Source organism: Arthrobacter sp. ISL-65 (assembly GCF_018613795.1).
Classification (GTDB): Bacteria; Actinomycetota; Actinomycetes; order Actinomycetales; family Micrococcaceae; genus Arthrobacter.
This window is the reverse complement of record NZ_JAGGPN010000043.1, coordinates 4,424-28,989: the sequence shown is the minus strand read 5'-3', so window position 1 is coordinate 28,989 and position 24,566 is coordinate 4,424. Positions and strand designations below refer to the sequence as shown.

The 24,566-nt window shown below is 63.3% G+C and carries 17 protein-coding genes and 3 pseudogenes; 7 read left to right on the top strand and 13 right to left on the bottom strand.

The features are described 5' to 3' along the window. Positions 1-147: pseudogene (locus tag J7I85_RS25765) on the bottom strand (aromatic ring-hydroxylating dioxygenase subunit alpha); the annotation flags it as partial. 162 nt (positions 148-309) lie between these two features. Between J7I85_RS25765 and J7I85_RS19250 the strand changes: the two are divergent. Further along, positions 310-1,242 carry a LysR family transcriptional regulator gene (locus J7I85_RS19250; RefSeq protein ID WP_214855622.1) on the top strand — a complete coding sequence of 311 codons (933 nt, stop codon included), beginning with the start codon at positions 310-312 and terminating at the stop codon, positions 1,240-1,242. Positions 1,243-1,591: 349 nt separating this feature from the next. Next, positions 1,592-2,446: pseudogene (locus J7I85_RS19245) on the top strand (IS481 family transposase). Positions 2,447-2,793: 347 nt separating this feature from the next. On the opposite strand, the gene katG reads toward J7I85_RS19245, so the two are convergent. The 7 genes from katG to J7I85_RS19210 form a co-directional block, all read right to left on the bottom strand. Beyond that, positions 2,794-5,088, bottom strand: coding sequence for a catalase/peroxidase HPI (gene katG / locus J7I85_RS19240; protein WP_214855619.1), 2,295 nt, complete (start codon positions 5,086-5,088; stop codon positions 2,794-2,796). Positions 5,089-5,484: 396 nt separating this feature from the next. Further along, the gene (locus J7I85_RS19235) at positions 5,485-5,979 is read right to left on the bottom strand and encodes a molybdenum cofactor biosynthesis protein MoaE (RefSeq protein ID WP_214855604.1); all 495 of its coding nucleotides are present in this window, start codon (positions 5,977-5,979) and stop codon (positions 5,485-5,487) included. Then, a complete protein-coding gene (gene fdhD / locus J7I85_RS19230; RefSeq protein ID WP_214855601.1) occupies positions 5,966-6,847 on the bottom strand; it encodes a formate dehydrogenase accessory sulfurtransferase FdhD in 882 nt (293 codons plus the stop codon). The genes J7I85_RS19235 and fdhD overlap by 14 nt, the downstream gene beginning before the upstream one ends. Further along, positions 6,822-8,048 (bottom strand): molybdopterin molybdotransferase MoeA, encoded by a 1,227-nt coding sequence (locus J7I85_RS19225; RefSeq protein WP_251024571.1) that lies wholly within the window; start codon positions 8,046-8,048, stop codon positions 6,822-6,824. Before J7I85_RS19225 ends, fdhD begins: the two co-directional genes overlap by 26 nt. 215 nt (positions 8,049-8,263) lie before the next feature. After that, on the bottom strand, positions 8,264-9,481 hold the full coding sequence (fdhA, locus tag J7I85_RS19220) for a formaldehyde dehydrogenase, glutathione-independent (protein WP_214855583.1): 1,218 nt from the start codon (positions 9,479-9,481) through the stop codon (positions 8,264-8,266). 311 nt (positions 9,482-9,792) lie between these two features. Then, entirely contained in the window at positions 9,793-10,380 is a 588-nt protein-coding gene (gene folE, locus J7I85_RS19215; RefSeq protein ID WP_214855568.1) for a GTP cyclohydrolase I FolE, read from the bottom strand. A gap of 8 nt (positions 10,381-10,388) precedes the next feature. After that, entirely contained in the window at positions 10,389-12,716 is a 2,328-nt protein-coding gene (locus tag J7I85_RS19210; RefSeq protein ID WP_214855565.1) for an FdhF/YdeP family oxidoreductase, read from the bottom strand. Between the two features lie 412 nt (positions 12,717-13,128). On the opposite strand from J7I85_RS19210, the gene J7I85_RS19205 reads away from it, so the two are divergent. After that, entirely contained in the window at positions 13,129-13,824 is a 696-nt protein-coding gene (locus tag J7I85_RS19205; RefSeq protein WP_214855550.1) for a GntR family transcriptional regulator, read from the top strand. A 31-nt stretch (positions 13,825-13,855) separates the two neighbouring features. Here the strand turns inward: J7I85_RS19205 and J7I85_RS25210 are convergent. The 5 genes and pseudogenes from J7I85_RS25210 to purU all read right to left on the bottom strand — a co-directional run bounded on the left by J7I85_RS25210 (position 13,856) and on the right by purU (position 20,789). After that, a pseudogene (locus J7I85_RS25210) lies at positions 13,856-15,006 on the bottom strand (anthranilate synthase component I family protein). Positions 15,007-15,700: 694 nt separating this feature from the next. After that, positions 15,701-16,576: a bifunctional 5,10-methylenetetrahydrofolate dehydrogenase/5,10-methenyltetrahydrofolate cyclohydrolase gene (locus tag J7I85_RS19190; protein ID WP_214855519.1), complete on the bottom strand. Its 876-nt coding sequence runs from the start codon at positions 16,574-16,576 to the stop codon at positions 15,701-15,703. Then, complete coding sequence (locus tag J7I85_RS19185) at positions 16,573-17,199, bottom strand: cyclodeaminase/cyclohydrolase family protein (protein WP_214855503.1); 627 nt, start codon at positions 17,197-17,199, stop codon at positions 16,573-16,575. The genes J7I85_RS19190 and J7I85_RS19185 overlap by 4 nt, the downstream gene beginning before the upstream one ends. A gap of 127 nt (positions 17,200-17,326) precedes the next feature. Next, a complete protein-coding gene (locus tag J7I85_RS19180) occupies positions 17,327-19,819 on the bottom strand; it encodes an FAD-dependent oxidoreductase (RefSeq protein WP_214855500.1) in 2,493 nt (830 codons plus the stop codon). A gap of 55 nt (positions 19,820-19,874) precedes the next feature. After that, a complete protein-coding gene (purU, locus tag J7I85_RS19175) occupies positions 19,875-20,789 on the bottom strand; it encodes a formyltetrahydrofolate deformylase (protein ID WP_214855497.1) in 915 nt (304 codons plus the stop codon). A gap of 119 nt (positions 20,790-20,908) precedes the next feature. Here purU and J7I85_RS19170 point away from each other — a divergent pair, with 119 nt between their 5' ends. The 4 genes from J7I85_RS19170 to J7I85_RS19155 all read left to right on the top strand — a co-directional run. Continuing rightward, positions 20,909-21,586 (top strand): GntR family transcriptional regulator, encoded by a 678-nt coding sequence (locus J7I85_RS19170; protein WP_214855481.1) that lies wholly within the window; start codon positions 20,909-20,911, stop codon positions 21,584-21,586. 208 nt (positions 21,587-21,794) lie between these two features. Then, positions 21,795-23,093 (top strand): serine hydroxymethyltransferase, encoded by a 1,299-nt coding sequence (glyA, locus tag J7I85_RS19165; protein ID WP_214855642.1) that lies wholly within the window; start codon positions 21,795-21,797, stop codon positions 23,091-23,093. Continuing rightward, positions 23,090-24,310, top strand: a complete 1,221-nt coding sequence (locus J7I85_RS19160; RefSeq protein WP_374102499.1) for a sarcosine oxidase subunit beta family protein — start codon at positions 23,090-23,092, stop codon at positions 24,308-24,310. The genes glyA and J7I85_RS19160 overlap by 4 nt, the downstream gene beginning before the upstream one ends. A gap of 14 nt (positions 24,311-24,324) precedes the next feature. Then, positions 24,325-24,566: sarcosine oxidase subunit delta (locus tag J7I85_RS19155; protein ID WP_214855625.1), on the top strand; the 242-nt coding region annotated here is incomplete at its 3' end.

Sequence of the window (24,566 nt, the reverse complement as noted above, 5' to 3'; positions counted from 1 at the left end):
CGTCGGATCGGTGTAGAAGGGCGCGTCGAGGGAATATCCCTTGCGCCGGAACTCGAACAGCTCGCTGATCTCCGCCAGCTGCTCTGCAGGCAAAGATGAAGCGAGTTTTCCGCGTGAATTGAGGGGCGCGTTCACTGAAGCAGTCATTGGGTGTCCTCCCGGAAGGGCTGGGGAAGTGTGGAATTCGTGGAGACCACGGAGTTGGTGGGTGCAACCGGCGTTGTCGCAAACGTTGTAGCGATGACATTAGTCACAAATCTTCTGCAATAAAAGCGTAAGATTTGAGAGATAACAGTGCACAATGGGTGCATGATCGATTCAAGGCTCATCACACTTCGGGTCTTTGCCCGGTGTGGCACCGTGGGCGCAACCGCGGAGCTCATGGGTTATTCTCCGTCCGCCGTCTCCGCGCAATTGCGGGAGCTCCAGCGTGTGCTTGGGATGCAGCTGCTGACGAAGGACGGCCGGGGTGTGCGGCTGACCGCCACGGGCCGCTTTCTCGTGGCGGGCTCGGACACCCTCATTGCGGAATGGGAGACCCTGCGCGCCGCGGCCATGGAGGCCGGCGACCAGGTCCAGTCTCGTTTTGGGCTCGGCGGATTCTCCACTGCGGCCGCCCAGTTACTCGCTCCGTTGGCCGCCACCCTGCGCTCCACGCGCCCCCTGCTGGAGGTGCAGGTACTCGAGGCCGACCCGGCCCGCTGCTTCGACTTGTTGGTTGCCGAGCGAATCGACCTCGCGGTCATCGTCGCCATGCAGTCCGAGACCCATGTGGAGGACGACCCGCGCTTCGAGCAGACCGTCCTGCTCGACGATCCCCTGGACGTGATCATTCCCGCCGACCATCCGCTGGCATCACGGGAAACAGCGACGCTTGAAGAGCTGGCATCGGAACCCTGGATCACCGAGACCGCCGGTTCCACCTACCATTCCCTCTTCACCGCTGCATTCACGGCAGTAGGGGTGACACCGCGCATCGCCCATGAGGCCGTTGAATGGGAAACCCAGATCGCCTTCGTTGGTGCCGGGCTGGGCGTGGGCCTGCTGCCGCGACTGGCCCCCCTGCGCAGTGCCGAAAACGTGGTTCGACTGCGGATCACCGGTAAGGCGAAACCCACGCGTCGCATTGTTGCTGCAGTGCGCAAGGGCAGCATCTCCTCGCCCTTGATCCAGGAGTCGCTCGGCATCCTGCAGGTCAGCGCCAATCGGATCCTCGCCGCCCGACCCGAAGACGATCTCTGAAATCGCATGACCGCGAGTCGTGGTCGACGGGCCACAGGTCCAGAAGGTGGCGACATGTCCGCGCGGCCGGCCTTCTGCGCCACACTAGACGGTCCGCGGCCCCAGGATGAGCCAGAGTGCGCCCACAACCTACCCACGAAAGGGCCGTTTGCGGGCTGTAACCACTCCCGGTGTCTTGATGAGGGTCAATGCTGACGGCTTTATGGCCACCGCTGGCCCGTTGTTGGGCCTGGTTGCCTAGATGTATTGACCGCGGACGTTAGGAACGCTCGGCGTGGATAGGTGACAAAAGAAGACCTCCGAGTGGAGTGGGGCTTGTCTAAGAGTCCGCATCGCAAGGAGGTCTTCAATGTCCCATGCTAACGCGCTCTTGACGCCCAAGGACGGGCTACGGCTGGCCCGGTGCCTCGTCGATGAGGGGGGACCCTTCGCCGGGCGGCGGAACGGTTCCAGGAGCAAGGCCTGGGTGACGGTTCCAGTCGGCCTGCCAGCTCCCCACGGCGGACGCCGGTGCGGCCGGAGCGGCGGATCATCGCGATCCGGGTTAACCGCCGCTGGGGGCCGGCCAGGATCGGCTTTCTGTTGGGCATCCATCCCTCCAGGTGCACCGGGTGCTTTCCAGGTTGGGCTGGCCCGGCTGTCCTGGCTGGACCGGGCCTCGGGGAGAGTGATCCGCCGCTACGAGCGCAAGAGCCCGGGGGATCTGGTCCCTGTCGACATCAAGAATCTCGGACGGATCCCTGACGGCGGCGGACACCGAAGCCTGGGCAGGGCCGCCGGAAACCGCAACAAGACCGGCACCATGGCCAACCGGCGACCGGGCTACGCCTTCCTGCACAACGCCGTCGATGACCATTCCCGGCTCGCTTACACCGAGGTCCTGCCCGATGAGAAGAAGGAAACCGCAGCCGGGTTCTGGGAGCGCGAACGCCTATTCCAAGCGTGGGGAACCACGCTTAGACGGGTATTGACCGATTACGGATCCTGCTACCGCTCCCATGCCTTCAAAGAAGCACTGGGCCCGGACATCAAGCACAAACGCACCCGCCCTTACAGGCCCCAAACCAACGGCAAAGTAGAACGATACAAACGCACCATGCTCGATGAACGGGCCTATACCAAGCCCTATGCATCAGAGGCCGAGCGTGTTGCCGCCTTCGCCGACTGGCTCCATCACTGCAATCATCATCGGGGCCACACCTGACTCAAAGGTCAGCCACCGGCCAGCCGCGTCACTAACCTCTCAGCTCAATACACCTAGCTAAGTCTGGATGAGGCCGCTGCCCGAGTCGGATGCAGTACTACGCTCCTGCGGCGCCAAATCGAAAACAGCTAATTAGTAGCGCGCTACGTCAATTCGAAACCACTCATCGCCCATGAAGAATTGGTCCCATGGCTCAATAGCCGGCCGACAGAGGCCCAGTAGCAGAGGGGACCTGTATCTCAACGACGAAACGCCCCGCCCTCCGTGGATGGAGGGCGGGGCGTTGGTGTGTGGCTTATGCGGGTACGTGGTCAGGGACCGTGATGGCGATGGCCCGGAGGCATCGGTCAGTCCAGATCGAAGCGGTCGAGCTCCATGACCTTCACCCAGGCTGTCACGAAGTCGTTGACGAACTTCTCCTTCGCGTCGTCGCTGGCGTAGACCTCGGCGATGGCCCGAAGCTGCGAGTTGGAACCGAAGACCAGGTCCACCGGCGTGGCCGTCCACTTCAGTTCACCGGTGGCGACGTCGGTGATCTCGTAGACGTTCTCCTCATTCTCCGACGCCTTCCACTTGGTGCCCGGTGAGAGCAGATTGGCAAAGAAGTCGTTGGTCAGGACCTGGGGCCTGTCCGTGAGTACGCCGTGAGCGGAACCGCCGACGTTGGTGCCGAGGGCGCGCATGCCGCCGATGAGCGCCGTCATTTCCGGCGCGGAGAGGTCCAGCAGGTACGCCTTGTCCAGCAGGAGTGTCTCCGGCTGGAGCTTCTCGCCGGGACGCACGTAGTTCCGGAATCCGTCCGCCCGCGGCTTCAGGTACTGGAACTGCTCGACGTCGGTCTGGTCCTGGGCGGCATCGGTGCGGCCGGGCTGGAACGGCACGGTGACGGGGACTCCGGCATCGCTCGCCGCCTTCTCCACCGCGGCGCAGCCGCCGAGGAGGATTAGGTCGGCCAGCGAGACTTTCTTGCCCCCTGTCTGGGCGGAGTTGAACTGCTGCTGCACTGACTCGATTGCCTGTAGCGCGCCCGTCAGCTGCTCGGGCTCGTTGACCTCCCAGCCGCGCTGGGGCTCCAGCCGGATCCGCGCACCGTTGGCGCCGCCGCGCTTGTCGGTCTTGCGGAACGTGGACGCGGCGGCCCACGCGGTGCTCGCGAGCTGCGAGACGGACAGGCCCGAGCCCAGCAGTTGGGCCTTGAGGGAGGCGATGTCCTGCTCGTCGATCAGCTCGTGGTCGACGGCGGGGAGCGGGTCCTGCCAGAGCTGGGCCTCGGGGACCCACGGCCCGAGCATGTGGGGACCGACGGGTCCCATGTCGCGGTGCAGCAGCTTGTACCAGGCCTTGGCAAAGGCGAGCTGGAACTCGTCCGGGTTCTTCAGGAAGCGCTGCCCGATCTCCTCGTAGATTGGATCGAAGCGCAGGGACAGGTCCGTGGTCAGCATGGTTGGCCGGTGCTTTTTCTCGGGGTCGTGCGCGTCCGGGATGATTTCCGGGGCGTCCTTGGCCACCCACTGGTGGGCGCCGGCGGGGCTCTTGACGAGCTCCCACTCGTGCCCGAACAGGATCTCCAGGAAGCGGTTGCTCCATTGGGTGGGCCGGTCGGTCCAGGTGACCTCGAGGCCGGAGGTGATCGTGTCCGCCCCCTTGCCGCTGCCGTAGGTGCTGAGCCAGCCCAGCCCCTGCGCCTCAAGGTTGGCGCCTTCCGGCTCGGGACCTACGTGCGCGTCGGCGTCGCCGGCGCCGTGGGTCTTGCCGAAGGTATGGCCACCGGCGATTAGCGCGAAGGTCTCTTCGTCGTTCATCGCCATCCGCTTAAAGGTCTCGCGGATAAACGCTGCCGCGAGTTCGGGATCCGGGTTCCCCATAGGTCCCTCGGGGTTGACGTAGATCAGGCCCATTTCCGTGGAGCCGACCTCCTCCGACATCTGGCCCTCGCCGATGTAGCGTTCGTCGCCAAGCCAAGTGTCCTCCGGTCCCCAGAAGATCTCCTCGGGCTCCCACACGTCTTCGCGGCCGAAGGCGAAGCCGAAAGTTTTGAATCCCATGGACTCGAGGGCCACGTTGCCGGCCAGGACCAGCAGGTCCGCCCAGGAGAGCTTCTGGCCGTACTTCTGCTTCACGGGCCACAGCAGCCGCCGCGCCTTGTCCAGGTTGGCGTTGTCCGGCCAGCTGTTGAGCGGCGCGAACCGCTGGCTGCCATCGCCCGCACCGCCGCGGCCGTCGTGGACGCGGTAGGTGCCGGCGGCGTGCCAGCTCAACCGGATCATCAGGCCGCCGTAGTGGCCGAAGTCCGCGGGCCACCAGTCTTGGGAGGTGGTGAGGACCTGGATGATGTCCTGCTTGAGCGCCTCGACGTCGAGCTTCTGGAACTCCTCTCGGTAGCTGAACGTGGGGCCAAGGGGGTTGCCCGCCGGGTTATGGCTGTGAAGCACCGAGAGGTCGAGCTGGTTGGGCCACCAGTCCGCCACGGTGCGGGGCCGGTGCGCCTTGGGCTGAGGTGAATCGATGGCAGGGTTTTCACTCTCGCTGCCGTGCGATGTCACGCTGCCGTGCGCCACCGGGCATCCGCCCTCAACCTTCTGGTCCAAGCCCTGGGCACTTCCGGGGGTGGGGACCGGGGGGTGTTCCTGCCTATCAGTCATGTGCTTCCCTTCCATATGGCCGAGGCCGTGTGTTCTTGGTCGTGTGCTGGAAAATGTAGCTAACCTTTGCTACGGGCGTTGGAGGTGGGTGTGCCTAGGCGGCACGGGCTGCGAAGCTACGTGCCACCAAGGCGGGTTGGTGCATCAGGTGAGCAGCTATTTAATGTCCGGGCCCGGACGGCGGGCCTCAACGGTTGGGGTACTCCCCGTGGGAGTCCCTCCTATACAGTCCGAGTCGGAGCATTTGTCGGCGCAGTCGTGCTTTGTCACGAGGTCGAACTGCGCGCCGCCGTGTCGTAGTGATCGGTCAGATGATGGCGCCGTCGGCACCAACTGACCTAGAGTGTCCGTTGGACGTAACGGGGGCACTTGACTGGGTTGTTGAAATGGTCGCGGTCAGGATGCTCCTTTTTCTGGGTTTGGCCAGGTTGGGCGGGTGGCTATGGTCTGGCCTGCGCCGACCCACTCCACGGTGCCGTCTTCGAAGAACTGTTCTTTCCAGATCGGCACGCGGGCTTTGATGCGGTCCACAAGTTCTGAACACACAGCAAAGGCCTGGCCACGGTGGGCTGCCGAGACGGCACAGACCAGTGCAGGATCACCCACTTGGAGCATCCCGACGCGGTGGGCGGCCCAGATGCGGACCGGCTTATCGGCCTTCCCGGCATGCTCCGCGACCAGTTCTGTCACGACTTCGGCCAGGATGTGATGTGCTGTGGGGTGAGCCGAGTAGCTTAATCTGCTGACGGCCATGCCGCCGTCGTGGTTCCGGACCACGCCGCTGAAGCTGACCACCGCCCCGGCTTCGTCGCCTTGGACTGCCGCTGTAGCCCGGTCCACCGAGATAGGGTCTTCACTGAGCTGGGCGAGGACTACGTCAACGCCGGGCATAGGTTTCCTCGCGGATCACTTTCTGCTGAGGGCCCAGCCTTTCGCGTCCCGCGTAGACATTCAGGCTGTGTCCCCTGCTGAATGCAACCAACGTCACTCCGGTCTCGACGGCGAGGTCGGCGGCCAGACTGGAGGGCGCGCTCACGGCAGACAGGACGGGAATGCCGGCCATGGCGGCCTTCTGGACAAGCTCGAAGGAAGCCCGCCCCGAAACCTGGAGTACGGTGCCGCTCAACGGCAGCAGGTCTTGCCGGAGGGCCCACCCCACCACTTTGTCGACCGCATTGTGGCGGCCGACGTCTTCCCGGAGGCAAAGTAGTTCCGGGCTGGTACCGTCCACCTTGAACAGGCCGGCCGCATGGACGCCGCCGGTCTTGTCGAACAGACCTTGGGCCTCGCGAAGCCGCTCCGGCAGTTCGGCGAGAAGATCCACGGGAATCCGCAGCGCGTCCTGGGCGGGATCGAACGGTAGGGTCTTGCGGACGGAGTCGATGGAGTCTGTCCCACAGATGCCACAGGAGCTTGAAGTATAGACATGCCGCATAGTGTCCGGCATGGGTACACCCGGCCTCAGCTGGGCCTCGATCACGTTATACGTCTGTTCTCCCCCGGCCTCGCCGGCGCAAAAGCGCAGCGATACGAGCTCGGAGTGGGAACTGATGATGCCTTCTGAGACCAGGAACCCGGCCACTAGGTCAAAATCGTCCCCAGGGGTCCTCATGGTGACAGCGAAAGAGCGGCCGCCGATTCGGATTTCCAAGGGCTCCTCAGCGGCGAGTATGTCTTCCTTGACCCGTACCGCGTATTCGGTGCCGGAACCGTCCAGATGGAAGCGGTGGATCTTACGGCGCTGTGTCATGCGGGCCATGCGGTGCTCCGTGCTCGGTTGGTGGTGGAAAGAATTGTTGGTTAGCCTGCGTCCAGGGGAGGGGGAGCACAGGGACCGGCTCGCCGGACTGGACTCCGCCAGGGGGAACGGCCATGACGCCGTCGGCCCAAGCCAGTCCACGCATCATGCCGGGCCCTGTATGGGAGGCGGGGAAGGCCAGCCCCTCGATGAACCTGCAGGGAAGAAGACGCGTACGGCCAGGGTACGGATCAACGTCAGCGGCGGAGGTCACCTGTCCAACAGCGTTCAGGGGCCTGCCTCCGAGTGCCGCCAGCAGCGGGTCTGCGAGTGTGATGAGGGCCATCATTGCGGCCAAGGGATTTCCAGGAAGTCCGACGACGAAGCGACCATCGGGGAGTTCGGCCAGGACGGCCGGGTGGCCGGGGCGCATAGCGATGCCATCCAGCAGCAGGCGCCCACCGAGGGCGGCCACGGCGGCGCGAAAATGATCTGTCCCTGAACAGCCAGTTCCGCCAGTGGTTATGATCACGTCCGGCATCCGCCCGGGGAACGCGTCTGAACCGCAAAGTGCCGCGAGCCATTCGGGGTAGGAATCCCCAATCCGCAGGGAGCCGGCGGGCGTGCCCCCCAGAAGGGAAATGACCGTGCCCAGCTGCGGACCAAACGTGTCTCTGACCTGTCCTGGTGCCGGAACGCCCTGAGTTACCACTTCGGAGCCGGTCAATACGATCGCCACCACTGGTTTCGCCTGGACCTGCAGTTCGTCGTGGCCAGCCACAGCAGCGAGGGCAAGGTGGGCGGGGTTCAGTATTGTGCCTGCGGGGATCAGCACTTCACCGGCGGCAGCTTCTTCGCCTGCAGGCCGAAGGTGTTGGCCCGGCCCCGGTTCGCCTTCCTTTGCGGGGTCATTGAGCCGCAGGAGAAGGCTGCCGTCAGCGTTTTGATGGATCTGGCCGCTTTCCTTGCGGAGTATCGACTGGGCGCCGGCAGGGACCAGTCCGCCGGTAGCTATGACGCTGGCACGCCCGGGGAACAGAAAGGGTTCGTGGTCGGTAAGGATCCACGGACCACCGCCGTTAATGGCCCAGCCGTCCATGGCAGAGGAGTCATAATGGGGGAGTTTTTGCAGGGCGGCGACGTCGCGGGTAAGGGTGCGACCCACTGCCAATGGGAGCGGGACATCCACGGGCGCGAGCGGGACCGCGCAATCGAAAGCCAGCTGCCGGGCTTCAGGCCAGGTGGGGGAGGGATGCCCCGAAGGTCGCCATGCAAGGTGAAACTTCGAAGTGCTGTCGCTTGTGGCCGGCTCTTGGACGAGCAACGGTGGCCCCTTTTCTAAAGGTAGTGATGCACTGAAACGTGCAGGGCCGGGGAACGTAAGGATTGCACCACGTGGTGCCCGCCTCGCAGTCCCCGGCCCCGTCAGCCGGGGTGTTACGCCTTGACGTATCCGTTCGGGTTCAGCACGAACTTTGTTGCCGAGCCGGCGTCGAATTCGGCATAGCCGCGCGGTGCATCCTCAAGCGGGATCGCTGTGGCATTCACTGCCTTGGCGATCTGGACCTTGTCATGAAGGATGGCCATCATCAGTTGGCGGTTGTAATTCATGACCGGGCACTGGCCGGTGGTGAAGGACAGGGACTTTGCCCAGCCGGTGCCGAGGGACAGCGAGAGGGAGCCATGCTTGGCTGCATCGTCAATTCCACCCGGATCTCCGGTGACGTACAGGCCGGGGATACCCAGCGCACCACCTGCAGCGGTAATGTCCATGAGGGAGTTCAACACGGTTGCCGGGGCTTCGTGGGAGGCATCCTTCCCGTGGCCGCGGGCTTCGAAACCGACGGCATCCACGGCGCAGTCCACTTCTGGAACGCCCAGGATCTGGTCAATTTGGTCCTTGGGGTCTCCGTTGGACACGTTCACGGTTTCGCATCCGAACGACCGGGCCTGTGCCAGGCGGTCCTCGTTCATGTCGCCGATAATCACGACTGCAGCGCCAAGCAGCTGGGCGCCGACGGCGGCGGCCAAGCCGACCGGACCGGCCCCGGCGATGTAAACGGTGGATCCCACGCCCACGCCGGCGGTGACGGCTCCGTGAAACCCGGTGGGGAAGATATCTGAAAGCATGGTCAGGTCCATGATCTTTTCCAGAGCCTGGTCGCGGTCCGGAAACCTCAGCAGGTTCCAGTCAGCGTAGGGGACCAGCACGTATTCTGCCTGGCCGCCCACCCAGCCACCCATATCCACATAACCGTAGGCGCTGCCCGGGCGGTCCGGGTTGACGTTCAGGCAGATGCCGGTCTTGCGCTCCTTGCAGTTCCGGCAACGGCCACAGGAGATGTTGAAGGGTACAGAGACAATGTCTCCCACCTTGATGAACTCCACATCCGGTCCGACTTCCACCACCTCACCGGTGATTTCATGGCCGAGGACGAGGTCCTGGGGAGCGGTGGTGCGGCCGCGCACCATGTGCTGGTCCGAGCCACAGATGTTGGTTGTCACCGTACGCAGGATCGCACCGTGGGGTACTTTCCGGCCCACGTTGGCCGGATTGACGCCGGGTCCGTCTTTGAGTTCGAACGTCGGGTAGTCGGTATTGATGATCTCGACGACACCGGGTTCCTTGTAGGCGACTGCTCTGTTTCCTGACATGGGACACTCCTTGGACAATTGTTATGTTACGAGGAATTCGATGCTGCTCCGCCGCCCGAAAGCGATGCTTCGATGAGCTACCTCCCCAGGTTTTCAGGCCATCGAAGCATCGTTCACGGGGGCGGTCCATCCGTGATGGGAACCGGGGGAGGCCGAGGTACCAGGCCGGGCCTCCCGTTGGTGCCTAGCTCTGGGCCGCTGCCCCTGCGGAGGCGACCGTGTGGTAATCCTCCGGTACTGATATTCCCAATCACAAGTAAAGATATATCAGTAGATCGTATTGCAGGACTGGGCGTGTGTCTAGAAATTTCCTAGCGCCCGTGTATCAGGCTGAGCGCCTCAGCCCGGGCCGCCGGCAGACGGAGCTCCCCGCGGACGGCTGAAGTGATGGTTTTGGCCCCGGGCTTGCGGACACCGCGCATCGACATGCAGAGGTGCTCGCACTCAACTACCACAATGGCCCCCAGGGGCCGCAGCGAACTGACCAGCGCATCAACGACCTGGGTTGTCAGCCGTTCCTGGACCTGGGGCCTGCGTGCAAAGACATCGACGAGACGGGCCAGCTTGCTTAGTCCCGTGACGAGACCCTCAGCCGATGGGATGTAGCCAACGTGGGCTACACCGTGGAACGGCACCAGGTGGTGCTCGCAGGTGGAGTAGAAGGGGATGTCCTTGACTATGACCATTTCTCCGTGCCCAAGATCAAAGGTCTTATCCAGCACAGCCAGAGGGTCCTCATGAAGCCCGCCAAACATCTCCACAGCCGCCCGGGCTACCCGCGCGGGCGTATCCACGAGCCCTGGCCTGTCCGGGTCCTCTCCGACCGCAAGTAAATATTCCCGGACGGCCTGCTCAACCCGCGGCCCGTCCACGCCCGTGGACGCGGTTGCCGTCGTCATATCGGCGCTCACGCTTCGGCCCGTTCCAGCCGCACGATGACGGACTTGGATGTCGGTGTACCGCTGGTGTCAGCTACCGAATCGAGCGGCACGAGCACGTTGGTCTCCGGGTAGTATGCTGCCGCACAGCCCTTCGGTGTCGAGTACGAAACGATCCGGAAGCTGTCGGCCCGCCGCTCTGTCCCGCGGAACTCGGAAATCAAATGAACCATGTCACCGTCCCTAAAACCCAGCTCAGCGATGTCAGCCTCGTTGACAAGAACCACCCGACGCCCGCCGTGGATACCGCGGTATCGGTCATCCTTGCCATAGATGGTCGTGTTGTACTGGTCATGTGAACGCAGGGTCTGAAGGACCAGCCGCCCCTCGGGTACTTTGATGAATTCCAGCTTATTGCCGGTAAAGTGGGCCTTGCCCGACGCGGTCCCGAACTGTCTGGCGTCCCGCGGAGGGTGGGGGAGGACAAAGCCGCCAGGGTGCTGGATCCGCGCCTCGAAATCTTCGAAGCCGTCGATGACCGCCTCGATGTGTTTCCGGACCAGGGAGTAGTCGTCTTTCATCGAGAGCCAGGCAGCTTTAGGCGTGTTGGGCAGTGGGAGGTTGTCACTGTCGGTGAAGAGCTTATGGGCGAGGTTGCATACAATGGCCACTTCTGAGTGAAGGTGCTCGCTGGCCGGCTTAATGCGTCCGCGGGACGCATGGACGGCGCTCATCGAGTCTTCCACCGTCACTCTCTGGTCCCCGGTGCGCTGCGCGTCCTTTTCGGTCCGACCCAGCGTCGGGAGGATCAGCGCGCGTCGGCCCGTGGATACGTGGGAATGGTTCAGCTTCGTGGAGATCTGTACCGTCAGGTCTGTGTTGGCCAGTGCCCGCTCCGTGACCTCGGAATCCGGGGCCGCCCGGACGAAGTTTCCACCCATCCCGATGAAGACGCGGACTTGGCCGTCCCGCATGGCACGAATCGCCGCAACGGTGTCGTAGCCGTGCTTGCGAGGGGAACGGAACTTGAACTCCTGGTCCAGCCTGTCGTGGAACGCCTCCGGCATCTTTTCGAAGATGCCCATGGTGCGGTCGCCCTGAACGTTCGAGTGGCCGCGGACGGGGCATACTCCTGCTCCGGGCTTACCGATGTTGCCTTGGAGAAGCAGCACGTTGACGACGTCCCGGAGTGTGGGAACTGAGTGTTTGTGCTGGGTTAGGCCCATGGCCCAGCAGACGATGGTGGCATTGGAGGCCAGCAGGCGTTCGCCCGTGGTCTTGATCTGCTCCAAGCTCAGGCCCGTGGCTTCGACTATTTCACTCCACTGGACCTTTTCGAGGTGCCGCAGGTATTCGTTGATGCCCACGGTGTGGTTATTGATGAATTCGTGGTCCAGGACCGTAGTCAGTCCCGGGGTCTTCCTCCCCTGCACCTCCGCCTCGAGGAGGTATTTGCCAAGCCCCTGGAAGAGGGCCTGATCCCCGCCGGCCCGGATCTGCAGGAAGTCGTCGGTCAGTTGCGTGCCCACGAGCGTTCCGGAGATCGTCTGTGGATTCTCGAACCGGAGCAGCCCGGCCTCGGGAAGCGGGTTGACGGAGATGATGACGGCGCCGTTCTTCTTCGCTTTTTCCAGGGCGCTGAGCATGCGCGGGTGGTTAGTACCTGGATTCTGCCCGGCAACGAAGATCAGCGAGGCTGTCTCCAGGTCGACGAGGCTGACCGAGCCCTTGCCGATGCCGATGGTTTCAACGAGGGCTGAACCCGTGGACTCGTGGCACATGTTGGAGCAATCGGGGAGATTATTGGTGCCTAGTCCCCGCACGAGGAGCTGGTAGAGGAAAGCGGCTTCATTCGAGGTCCGCCCGGAAGTGTAAAAAACTGCCTGGCCGGGATGGTCCATTTCTTTCATCTCCTGGGCGATCAGCTCATAGGCTGCGTCCCATTCGATGGGTGTGTAGTGCGTGGCTCCCTCGGCCAAGAACATCGGGTGGGTCAGCCGGCCCTGCTGGCCCAGCCAGTAGTCGTCCCGCGTTTTCAGGTCCTCGATGGAGTGTTTGGCGAAGAACTCGGGGGTGACGCGGCGGCGGGTGCCCTCCTCGGCCACTGCCTTCGCGCCATTTTCGCAGAACTCGGCGGCGTTGCGCTTTTCGTGTTCGGGCCACGCGCAGCCCATGCAGTCGAACCCGTCGACCTGGTTGACTGCCAGCAGCGTTTGGACACTGCGCAGCGGACCCATCTGCTCGAGGGAGATCTTCAGCGAGTTCACCACCGCGGGAATTCCGACGGCCTTGGTCTTGGGTTTGGTGACGGTCAGCTTTGACTCGTCGATGTTATGCAACGGGGCTTTTGAAGCCATGTGTTCGTTCCTTCAGATCTGGGCAAGAAACAGGGGGTGGGTGGGGTTGGGTGGTAGCTCTGTAATGGTCTCCTGCAGCCTCGGAAGGCTGTCCAGGAGGCCGGGTAAGGGGCAAGTGCGGAAGGCGCGTCGCACTCACGGAGCCCGGAGGATTAAACACCAGGGGAACGCCGTAAGCAGATCCCTGACGGAACAACTTCCAACCGCATCCTTGCAACAGCTTCATTGCCCATTGCTCTCCATTCGTGGCGTACGGGATGCATGTCCCGTTAATTCCAGGGCCCCACCATCTGAAAGGCACTGAAGCTCTTGATATTCTTTTGCTTACGTATTGATATATCAGTTATAGGAATACTATGTAGTATGAGCCGGCGCGTCAAGGCTCGGACGCACACCAGAAGGGGACTAGGACATGTCACACGCTGGCGGATTACCGGTGGAGGCGAGACCGGCGTACCTGCCGGAAAGGCAGGACGACGAGTCCTTCGCCGACTTCGCCTACAGGGTCTTGTGCGATGAATTAATCGTTCTGGACATCAAACCGGGCGAGCCGCTCAACGACGAAGTCATTTCAAGGCGCCTAGGTGTTGGCAGAACGCCGATCCGGGAAGCTATGAAGCGCCTCGAAAGCGACCATTTGGTGGTGGCCTATCCCCGGCGGGGAACATTCGCCGCAGGCGTAGACATAACTGACTTGGCAGAAATCTCGGAGATACGCCAGCTTCTGGAGCCGGCAGCAGCAGCGCGGGCTGCGCGTATGGCATCGCCGCAGCGTCGGCAGGAGCTGAGGGACTTTGCCCGGGAAGTCGGCCAGCTTCTGCCCGGGATGCACTCGCAACGGGATCTCATGCGCCTGGACATGCGGGTCCACCGGATGATCTACCGCGCCACTGGAAGCCGGCACCTTGAAGATATCCTCATTCGGTATGACAACCTGGCAACGCGGATTTGGAGCCTGGTGCTGGAAAAGCTCCCCCCGGTGTCGGAGCATATTGCCCAGCATATAGAGCTTCTCGAGTGCATCGCGGCGGGGGACTCCGAAGCAGCTGCACGGCTGACCACACAGCACGTCGCCGACTTCGAGAATCTGATCAGGGCAGTCCTGTAATTTTTTGGGCCTGGAGCCGTACGGATCGAGCTCATCCAGGGAAAGCGGCGCCCAGGACACCACGGATGGGCTTGGCTTTGGTCTGGATCTCTGCCAGCTCATCGTCGGGGTCCGAATCCGCTGTGATGGCCCCGCCGATGCCCAGGGAGAGCCGCTGTCCGCCTGCGGGTGAATTCTGGAAGACGGCGCTGCGAATCGTGACCGACAGATCCGCGGCGCCATTGGGGGAAAAGTAGCCAACCACACCTGGATAGGGCCCGCGCGGTCCGGATTCCAATTTGTCCAGGATGTCCATGCTGCTGATCTTGGGAGCCCCAGTCATCGAGCCGGAAGGATAGGCAGCAGCCACGACAGCCGCCCGTGACTGGCCCGGGGCAATCGTGGCTTCGATGGTGCTCACAAGCTGGTGCACTGTTGCGTAAGTCTCCACATCGGAGAGTCGCGTCACAAAGACCGTACCCGGTTCGGCATGGCGCGAGAGATCGTTTCGCATCAGGTCCACGATCATGATGTTCTCCGCCCTGTCTTTGCCGACGTTGTGAGGCTACGCTTCAGGCGCCTGTCTGCCTCCGGTGACGCGTCCCGTCGTCGCGTTCCTTTAATGGGTTCGCCGCGGACGCGACCGTTTGCGGTGATACTGAGGAATCGCTCCGGCGAAGAACTCGCGATGGTTACCGCACCGAGCTGGACGAGGCTTGCGAACGGCGCCGGGCTGGCTCGGCGGAGACGCCGGTAGAACTCCCACGGATCTACGCCCTCGTGGAGGTTGCTGAAGATCTGCGTCGTGAGACAGACCTCGTAGGAGTTCCCCTGCGTGATTTCGTCCTGGGACGCAGCGATCTTTCGCAGGTAGGATCCGGCGGTGTCAGCTGCGCCGAACTGCACGGCCGGCAACCCGTTGCTGAGGGGCCGGGGCGCGGAGGGCAGGCGCCCGATCCGGAGGGCGGCGGTCCTGCACCATTGCCGGCCTTCCGCGCCGGCCTCCGCCAGAAGGTATACGCACCGCGCATCATGGTCGAACACCACGGCCGGGCTGCAGCGGATCAATGAGGCATCCCGCAGCGGTGATTCCACCGCATTCCCGCCACACTCGCGCTTGAGCTCGTAGCCCAGGTAGCCCAGCCAGCCCAGGGCGAATCGAGCACGGGCGGAAGATCCGGATCCCGTGCCTGACTGCTGCACCAATTCCTGTCCAGCCAGCTGAAGGAGGGACCTGGAATTCGGCTGGTTACCAGCCTCGATTCCACGGTGGTCACACCGTTCACATGCTGTGCCCTCATTCCGCGGCTGCCGGAATCGTCAGTCATGATGCTGTAGCGGTTACGTCCCGCCCCAGGATCCGTTGCCGCGTTCGAGCTGTCCAGCCGGACGCGGTGGCTGGACAGCCCGTAGAACTCGTGGAAGGCCGCTTCCGGATCCGGATAGGCCGCAAGCGAAACACAATGGAGGGCCGGGGAAGCGGGCAGTTGCCGCAAACCTTGAACTGTGGCGAGGGCGGGAAGCTGCGCGAGGGCCTGGGCTGCGTGCAGCGGCGCCTCCGGGTGTGAGGGGTCCCAAGACTGTGATCTCCGCCTGTGCCCCGAATGGGGAGTCCTGCGGCCCGGGGGGGGGGGGGGGAAACCCAGAGCAATCGGGTGTCTCTTAAACCCATTCTCCGCGCCCACGGACCCAGAGGGGCCCTCGGATGCCGTCTTCCGCTNNGGGGGGGGGGGGGGGGAAATCCAGAGCATACAGTGCCCGGGGTTGCCTTGGCCGGTCACGAATACAACATCGGGGCATTCGCCGGGCGCGTGCAGCACATCCCGGTCGGTTTGGATCCGCGCTGTGCAGAAGGAATTCATCACCTGCACCAGCGCGGATACAAAACCGCGGTGGGTCACCCGGCGGTTCCCGGGACCAAAGCACGCGACTGTTGCCGCGCGGCCTCGGTTGTGTGCAGAAGAAGCAGGGATGTGGTGACGGAGCCGACGCCGCCCGGGACAGGAGTCAGCGCCGCGGCGGTGCCCCGCACGCTGGTCTCGTCGACATCCCCCACGAGGGATCCGTCAGGTAGGACGTTGGTGCCGACGTCAATCACCACGGCCGCGGACGAGACATGGCCGCCGTTTAGCAGACCGGTACGCCCGGCTGCCACGACCACGACGTCTGCGGCCTTGGTGTATTTCTCCAACGGACCTGACCGGGAGTGGCAGACGGTGACGGCGGCGTCGCGCTCCAGCAGCAGCAGGGACAGCGGCTTTCCCACTACGGCGGAGCGGCCAATGACGACCACATTCCGGCCTGCCAGCGGGATGTCGAAGTGGTCCAGGATCTCGATCACGGCCCGGGCCGTGGCAGGTGCGAATGAGGGCTGGCCAACGGCCAGGCGGCCAAGGCTCAACGGGTTCGCGCCATCGACGTCCTTCTCCGGGGCAATGTGCCCCACCAGCTCATCTGTTCCGATGCCTGGAGGCAGGGGCGTCTGGAGGATGATGCCGTTAACGGATGGGTCCTCGCTGAGGTCCTTCAGGACTGAGGCCAGGACCTGTCCGGTGGCATCGGGTCCCAGGTCCACGATCCGGCAACTGATGGCGGCGCTTTCGGCGGCACGTTCGATGGACCGGACATACCAGTGGGTGGAGCCGTCGTCGGTGGCCACAACAACTGCAAGTGTGGGGCGTAGCCCGTGGGCTTCGAGCTCCCGGGCCTCATGGTGGGCCATCTGCTGAATGGTCTTTGCCAGTGCTTTTCCGGAGAGGAGTACGGCGCTCAACCGAGAATCCTTCCACGCACGCGCCCCACGAGGGAGTTTGCTGCCAGGATGACCTTTTCCTCGAGGCCGTCGGTTTGATCAGCCAACCGTGAACGGGCCGCGGCGTCTTTGATGGCCACCACGTTAATGTCGATGTTCACCCGGGCGGTGCTTGCGGCTGCGCGGGCTGCGTCGGCGGCAGCAGCGATGTCGCTGATCACATTGGCGTTCGCGACCTCGAACAGTTCCGTGGCAAGGTCCAGGACGGCGCCGGCGAGCTTAATGAGCTGTGCGGGGGTTTGTGCGGCCAGGATGAGCGCATCCTGGACGGATGCCGTCCGTGCGGCTTTGAGGTCTTCGGTCCCGGACGGAAGTTTGTACGAGTCGATGACGCCTTGGAACGCATGTTGGTCAGCGTCCGCCAGGCGCAGGGCGTCGACGACCAGTCCGTCGGCGGCGGTGATGATCCTTTGGACGAGTTCGGCGTGCTGCTCGTATTTCGTGCCGGTGGTGTATCTGGCGACCATGGCGACGAGCGCCGCCCCCTGGGCGGCGTGGAGCGCGGCGGCCGCGCCGCCGCCTGGGGTGGGTTCTCGCGAGGCAAGCCTGGCGAGGTATTCGTTGATTGTTTCTGAGCTGATCATGGGTCTTCCTGGGCTGAAGCTTGAGTCGACTGGGCAGGTTCTGAGACGTGATGGAAGAGCAGCGGCCCGGACTCTGGTTGCGAGGTGAAGAGTCCGGGCCGCGTGCCCTTGAACGGCCTGGCGGTTGTTAGCCGCGGAGCCTGCTCATCGTCGGGTCGTACAGCGGATCTGCGGTGACTGTGGCTTGGATGCGCCGACCGAAGTACTCGATCTCGACCGAGTCACCAATGGAGACAGCGGCCGGGAGGTACGCGTAGGCGATCGGCTTGGCGACGGTGTAGCCGTAGGCGGCACTGGTGACGTAGCCGACTGCCTGGTCCTTGTAAAAGACCGGTTCCTTGCCCAGCACGATGCTCCGGCCGTCGTCGACCGTCAGGCAGCGCAGGCGGCGGGCGGAGTTCTCCTCGGTCCGGCCCTCCAAGGCGGCCTTTCCGACGAAGTTTTCCTTGGTCATCTTCACGGCGAAACCGAGTCCCGCTTCCAGCGGGTCGTGCTCGGTGGTCATGTCAGTGCCCCACGAGCGGTAGCCCTTTTCCAGACGCAGGGAGCTGAACGCGGCACGGCCGGCAGCAATGACGCCGAACGGCTGCCCTGCCTTCCACAGTGCATCCCACAAGCGCTGGCCGTTGTCCGCGCTGGTGTACAGTTCCCAGCCCAGCTCGCCGACGTAGGACAGCCGCATCGCGGTGACGGTGACTCCTCCTATGACAACCTTCTTGGCTCGGAAGTAGCGCAGGCCGTCGTTGGAGAAGTCGTCGCTGCTGACGTTGCTGATAAGGTCCCGGGCGAGGGGTCCCCACAGTCCGATGCAGCATGTTCCGCCGGTGGTGTCGCGCACCTGGACCCAGTCGCTGGCGGTTCCGTTTTCCGTCTGGTGGCGTGCGGCCCGCTCAAAGTAGGCCGTGTCGATGTTTCCATTGGCTCCGAGCTGGAAGGTGTCTTCGCTCAGGCGGGCCACGGTGATATCGCTTCGGATCCCACCTGCGTGGTCCAGCAGGAGGGTGTAGGTGACGGCCCCCGGCTTCTTGGTCATGTCGGCGGTAGTCAGCTCCTGCAGCAGCTTCAAGGCTCCGGGGCCGGAGACCTCAAGGCGCTTGAGCGGGGTCATGTCGTACATGGCCACCGCGGTGCGCGTCTTCCAGGCTTCGGCTGCGGCGATGGGCGAGCTGAACATCCCGGACCAGGCGTCACGTGCCGGCGGCTGCCATTCGTCAGGCATCTCCTTGAGCAGTTCGGCGTTCGCTTCGAACCAGTAGGGCCGCTCCCATCCGCCGCCCTCCAGGAAGAAGCCGCCCAACTGCTTGTGGCGGGCGTGGAACGGGCTGACGCGCAGGTTCCGCGGAGAGAGCTTTGGCTGCAGCGGGTGCAGGACGTCGTAGATTTCCACGAAGTTCTGCTGGGACGTTTCGCTGACGTATTCGGGGGTGAGCTGCACGTCCTCGAAACGGTGGATGTCGCACTCGCCGAGGTCGATCTCCGACTTTCCGGTGGTCAGCAGTTCGGCCATGGCGCGGGCTACGCCTGCGGAGTGGGTCACCCACACCGCTTCGGCGACGAAGAAGCCGTCTAGTTCCTTGGACTCGCCCATCAGGGGTCCGCCGTCCGGGGTGAAGGAGAAGATGCCGTTGAAGCCATCCTCGATGTCGCTCTCGCGCAGGGCCGGCAGCAGCTGCTTGGTTGCTTCCCATGCCGGGAGGAAGTCCTCCAGGGTGAAGTCGAGGCGGGAGGGCATGTTGTGTTCACTGATGCTGCTGGGGTCGTAGGAGCCGAGTTCATCAAGATCCACGGGCATGGGACGGTGCGCATAGGAACCGATGCCGTAGCGGTCGCCGTGCTCGCGATAGTAGAGGTCCTGGTCCTGGTGCCGCAGGATCGGCAGAGTAGCGTCGTTGGGCAGTTCGTTGCGGCCCTTCTGCGCCGGCACCGGGGTGGTCTTCACGTACTGGTGGGCCAACGGCAGGAGCGGGACGGACATCCCGATCATCTCGCCGATCTTGGCGCCCCAGAAGCCGGCGCAGGAAACCACGATGTCGGCCGCGATGGTTCCTTCGGATGTCTGGACGCCGGTGACCCGGTGGCCGGATTGTTCGATGCCGGTCACCGTGGTGTTGCCGAGGTACTTGACGCCTGCGGCTTCGGTCCGCTTGATCAGCAGCTGGACTGCGCGGGCAGCGCGGGCCAGACCGTCGCTGGGAACGTGGAGTCCGCCAAGGATGTCTTCCTCGTTCAGGAGCGGGTAAAGCTCCTTGCACTCGGCGCGGGAGAGGATCTTGCCCTCGATACCCCACGCGGCGGCATAGCCCAGCTTCCGCTTCAGGTCCGCGAGTCGGGTCTCGGTGGTAGCAACTTCCAACCCGCCGACCTGGTTGAAGCAGCTGACGCCGTCCTCGCTCAGGGACAGGAGCTTCTCAACCGTGTACTTGGCGAAGGCAGCCATGGTCTTTGAAGGGTTCGTCTGGAAAACGAGGCCCGGGGCGTGTGACGTGGAGCCTCCTGGCATATTCAGGGGTCCCTGGTCCAAGACGGTGATGTTGTTCCAACCCCGTGTGACCAGTTCGTCAGCCAGGTTTGTGCCGACGATTCCAGCTCCGATAATGACAATGCTTGGCGTCGATGCCATGTGGTTTCTCCTGCTGATTTTCGTGTGTTGTCTCTACTGGGCGGGTGCTGGTGCTTTAGCGGAACACTACGGTGCTGGTTTGGTCCAGCAACACACGGTGTTCGCAGTGCCACCGCACGGCCCGGGAGAGTGCCAGTGCTTCGGCGTCCTGTCCGACTGTTGAAAGGGTGTTCGGTCCGTAGCTGTGGTCGACCCTGATGACTTCCTGTTCGATGATTGGCCCCTCATCCAGTTCCGCGGTTACGTAGTGGGCCGTTGCGCCCACCAGCTTGACTCCACGGTCGTACGCCTGGTGGTAAGGGCGTGCACCCTTGAATCCCGGGAGGAAGGAGTGGTGGATGTTGATAGCCCGGCCTTCCAGGGAGCGGCAGAGGTCGTCGGACAGTACCTGCATGTACCGGGCGAGCACCACAAGGTCGATGTTGTGCTCGTCCACCAGTTCCAGCAGGCGCCGTTCAGCATCTGACTTTGTCTCAGGGGTTACCGGGAGATAGATGAAGGGGAGGCCGGCGGCCTCGGCCATGGCCCGGTGGGTTTCATGGTTGGAAACTATAAGGGCGATGTCGCCTCCGAGGCTTCCGCCGCGCCAGCGGAAGAGCAGGTCGTTCAGGCAGTGACCGAACTTGGACACCATCACGAGGATGCGTTGCTTGGTCTGGTCATGGAAGCTGAACTTCATCTCGAAGCGGTCCGCAATCGCTGCGAATTCCTCCTGGAGCCTCTCCGGCGTGTACTCCGAGGACCCCGAGAATGCGGTGCGCAGGTGCAGCGTCTGGCGGAGCCCGTCGTCAAACTGCTGGTGCTCTTCGATATTGAAGCCACGTTCGAAGAGGAAAGTGGTGACGGCCTGAACAATGCCAGCTCGTTCGACGCACGACAGTGTGAGTACGAACTTCTGGGACTGCTCTTCCACGCGAGGCTCGCCTTTGGTCAGCGTGCTGGTTGTTGAGTCTGTAGCCACTAGGGTCACGTCTCCTCCTTTAGATATATTCCTACATCACGAACTGATATATTAGGTTGGGAGTCAGCGTATACTGGCCAGAGGGTGAGGTCAATAGCCTATTTTGCTCGAATGGAAAGGAGTCTGCCGTGGTACTTGAGGCCTTGGAAGTGGTGGATGATGCCGCAAAAAAGTCGTTTGCCGATGTGGCGTACGAGCGTCTCCGGGACCGGCTGTTGACGCTGGATATCAAGCCTGGCGATTTGCTCAATGATGACCTCCTGGCGAGGGATCTCGGCATGGGCCGGACTCCGGTGCGGGAAGCCTTGAAGCGGCTCGAGCTTGACCGGCTGGTTGTTTCGTACCCGCGCCGGGGGACTTTTGCCACGCGTGTGGAGGTTACCGACCTTGCCTATATTTCCGAAATTCGAACCCAGCTTGAGCCTTTTGCTGCCTCACGCGCTGCTCGGGTGGCTTCAGAGCAGGAGCGGGAAAAACTGCGGACAGTGATGCGCGCCGTGGAGTCGTTCGATACGCAATCCGCGTCCGTCGTCGAAGCGTTACGCCTGGACGCCCTCGTTCATCAGGGAATATACGCGGCCGCGGCCAATCCCCATCTTGAAGATGTCCTTATGCGTTACGACAACCTCGCCACACGCATATGGTGCATGGTTCTTGATCGACTTCCCGATCTCTCCCGCCACGTGCACGAGCACCTGGATCTGCTGCGCGCCGTGATCGAGGGCAATGAAGCACTGGCCGCCGACCTGGCGAGGAGTCATGTCAGCGGCTTCGAGGATGCCGTCCGCAAGGCGCTCTTCACCTAATCTGCGCGCCATTCTCCACCGGCATTCGGAAGCGCGTGTCCCAGGACCCGCGCTTCCGAATCTTAAGCAGGTTCCCGGCCAGCCAAGCGCCGCCAGGCATGGTTCAAAGCGACCTCCGAAATCTGTTGACACTCATTGTGACGGGTAGCATACTTGAGTCACGTAACTAATATATCAACAGGATATTAGACACTGACTAGGAGATATGATGGTTGACGTTCTGACCCGCTCGCTTGCAGCGACCGATCCACTGATCCACGCGGCTGTGCAGCAGGAACTGCTGCGTCAGCAGGGCACGCTGGAGATGATCGCCTCGGAGAATTTTGCTCCGTCCGCCGTTATGGAGGCGCAGGGCTCTGTGCTGACAAACAAGTACGCCGAGGGCTACCCCGGCAAGCGCTACTACGGCGGTTGCGAACACGTGGATGTCGTCGAACAGCTGGCCATCGACCGTCTCAAGTCACTGTTTGGTTCGGAATTTGCCAATGTCCAACCGCACTCCGGTGCACAGGCCAACGCAGCGGCGATGTTCGCCCTGATCCAGCCCGGAGACACCATCCTGGGCCTGAACCTGGCTCACGGTGGCCATCTGACCCACGGCATGAAGATCAACTTCTCCGGCAAGCTGTACAAGGTAGTTCCCTACGGAGTCCGTGAGGACACCATGCAGATCGACATGTCGGAAGTGGAGCGTCTGGCGGTTGAGAACAAGCCGAAGCTGATCGTTGCCGGCTGGTCCGCTTACTCCCGTCAGCTCGACTTCGCCGAGTTCCGGCGCATCGCCGATCTGGTGGGTGCCTACCTGATGGTGGACATGGCCCACTTCGCAGGCCTGGTGGCTGCAGGGCTTCACCCCAACCCCGTGCCTCACGCCCACATCGTCACGAGCACCACCCACAAGACCCTTGGAGGCCCACGGGGTGGTGTGATCCTGACCAACGACGCCGACATCGCCAAGAAGGTCAACTCCGCGGTGTTCCCCGGACAGCAGGGTGGCCCGCTGGAGCACGTGATCGCTGCGAAGGCTGTTGCGTTCAAGCTCGCTGCTGAGCCGGCGTTCCGCGACCGCCAGGAACGCACGCTGGAAGGTGCCCGCATCATCGCAGAACGCATGCTGTCCGCCGACGTCGCAGAGTCCGGCGTGACCGTAGTCAGCGGTGGCACTGACGTGCACCTGGTCCTGGTGGACCTGCGCAATTCGGAACTTGACGGCCAGCAGGGCGAAGACCGCCTGCACCAGATCGGCATCACGGTCAACCGCAACGCCGTGCCCTTCGACCCGCGTCCGCCGATGGTCTCTTCCGGCCTTCGTATCGGCACGCCGGCACTGGCCACGCGTGGGTTCGGAAAGGCAGAATTCACCGAGGTCGCGGACATTATCGCCTCGGCACTCAAGCGCGAGTTCAGCGAAGAGACCGTGGTGGAACTCCGGCAGCGGGTTGAAATTCTGGCCGGAAAGTTCCCCCTCTACCCCAACCTTTCCTCTGACACGACCGAGGTGGCATGATGGCCGACCTGCTTCCGGAGCACCCGGATTTCCTGTGGCACAACCCGGAGCCCAAGTCCTCCTATGACGCCGTGATCGTCGGCGGCGGTGGGCACGGCCTGGCCACCGCGTACTTCCTGGCCAAGAACCACGGCATGACCAACATCGCCGTCCTGGAGAAGGGCTGGCTGGCCGGCGGCAACATGGCCCGTAACACCACCATCATCCGTTCCAACTACCTCTGGGACGAGAGCGCCGCCATCTACGAGCACGCCCTGAAGCTGTGGGAGATCCTGCCCGAAGAGCTGGAGTACGACTTCCTCTTCAGCCAGCGCGGCGTGATGAACCTGGCCCACACCCTGGGCGACGTGCGCGAAAGCATCCGCCGCGTGGGCGCCAACAAGCTCAACGGCGTGGACGCGGAATGGCTGGACCCGCAGCAGGTCAAGGAACTCTGCCCCATCCTTAACATCAGCGACAACATCCGCTACCCGGTCATGGGCGCCACCTACCAGCCGCGCGCCGGCATCGCCAAGCACGACCACGTGGCCTGGGCCTTCGCCCGCAAGTGCGACGAACTCGGCGTGGACATCATCCAGAACTGCGAAGTCACAGGCTTCGTCAAGGACGGCAACCGCGTGGTGGGCGTCAAGACCAACCGCGGCACCATCAACACCGAAAAGGTGGGTCTCTGCGCCGCCGGGCACAGCTCGGTCCTGGCGGAAATGGCGGGCTTCCGGCTCCCCATCCAGTCCCACCCGCTGCAGGCACTGGTGTCCGAGCTCCACGAGCCCGTCCACCCCACGGTCGTCATGTCCAACCACGTCCACGTTTACGTCTCCCAGGCACACAAGGGCGAACTGGTCATGGGCGCCGGCGTTGACTCCTACAACGGCTACGGCCAGCGCGGTTCCTTCCACGTGATCGAGCACCAGATGGCGGCCGCCGTCGAGCTGTTCCCGATCTTTGCCCGGGCACACGTGCTCCGGACCTGGGGCGGCATCGTGGACACCACGCTGGATGCCTCGCCGATCGTGGGCACCACGCCCGTGGACAACATGTTCGTCAACTGCGGCTGGGGAACCGGCGGCTTCAAGGGCACGCCGGCCGCCGGCCTGACGTTCGCGCACACCATCGCCACCGGCGCACCGCACCAGCTCAACAAGCCCTTTGCCTTGGAGCGCTTTGAAACCGGTGCCCTGATCGACGAACACGGCGCTGCCGCCGTGGCCCACTAGAAGAGAGTCCGGACATGCTGCTCATCTCCTGCCCCAACTGCGGCTCGCGCGACGAGACCGAGTTCCATTACGGCGGCCAGGCCCACGTGCCCTACCCGGAAAACCCGAACGAACTGACCGACAAGGAATGGGCCCATTTCCTGTTCTACCGCGACAACACCAAGGGCATTTTCGCCGAACGCTGGCTGCACAGCACCGGCTGCCGGCAGTGGTTCAACATGCTCCGCGACACGGTCACGTACGACATCCAGGCCGT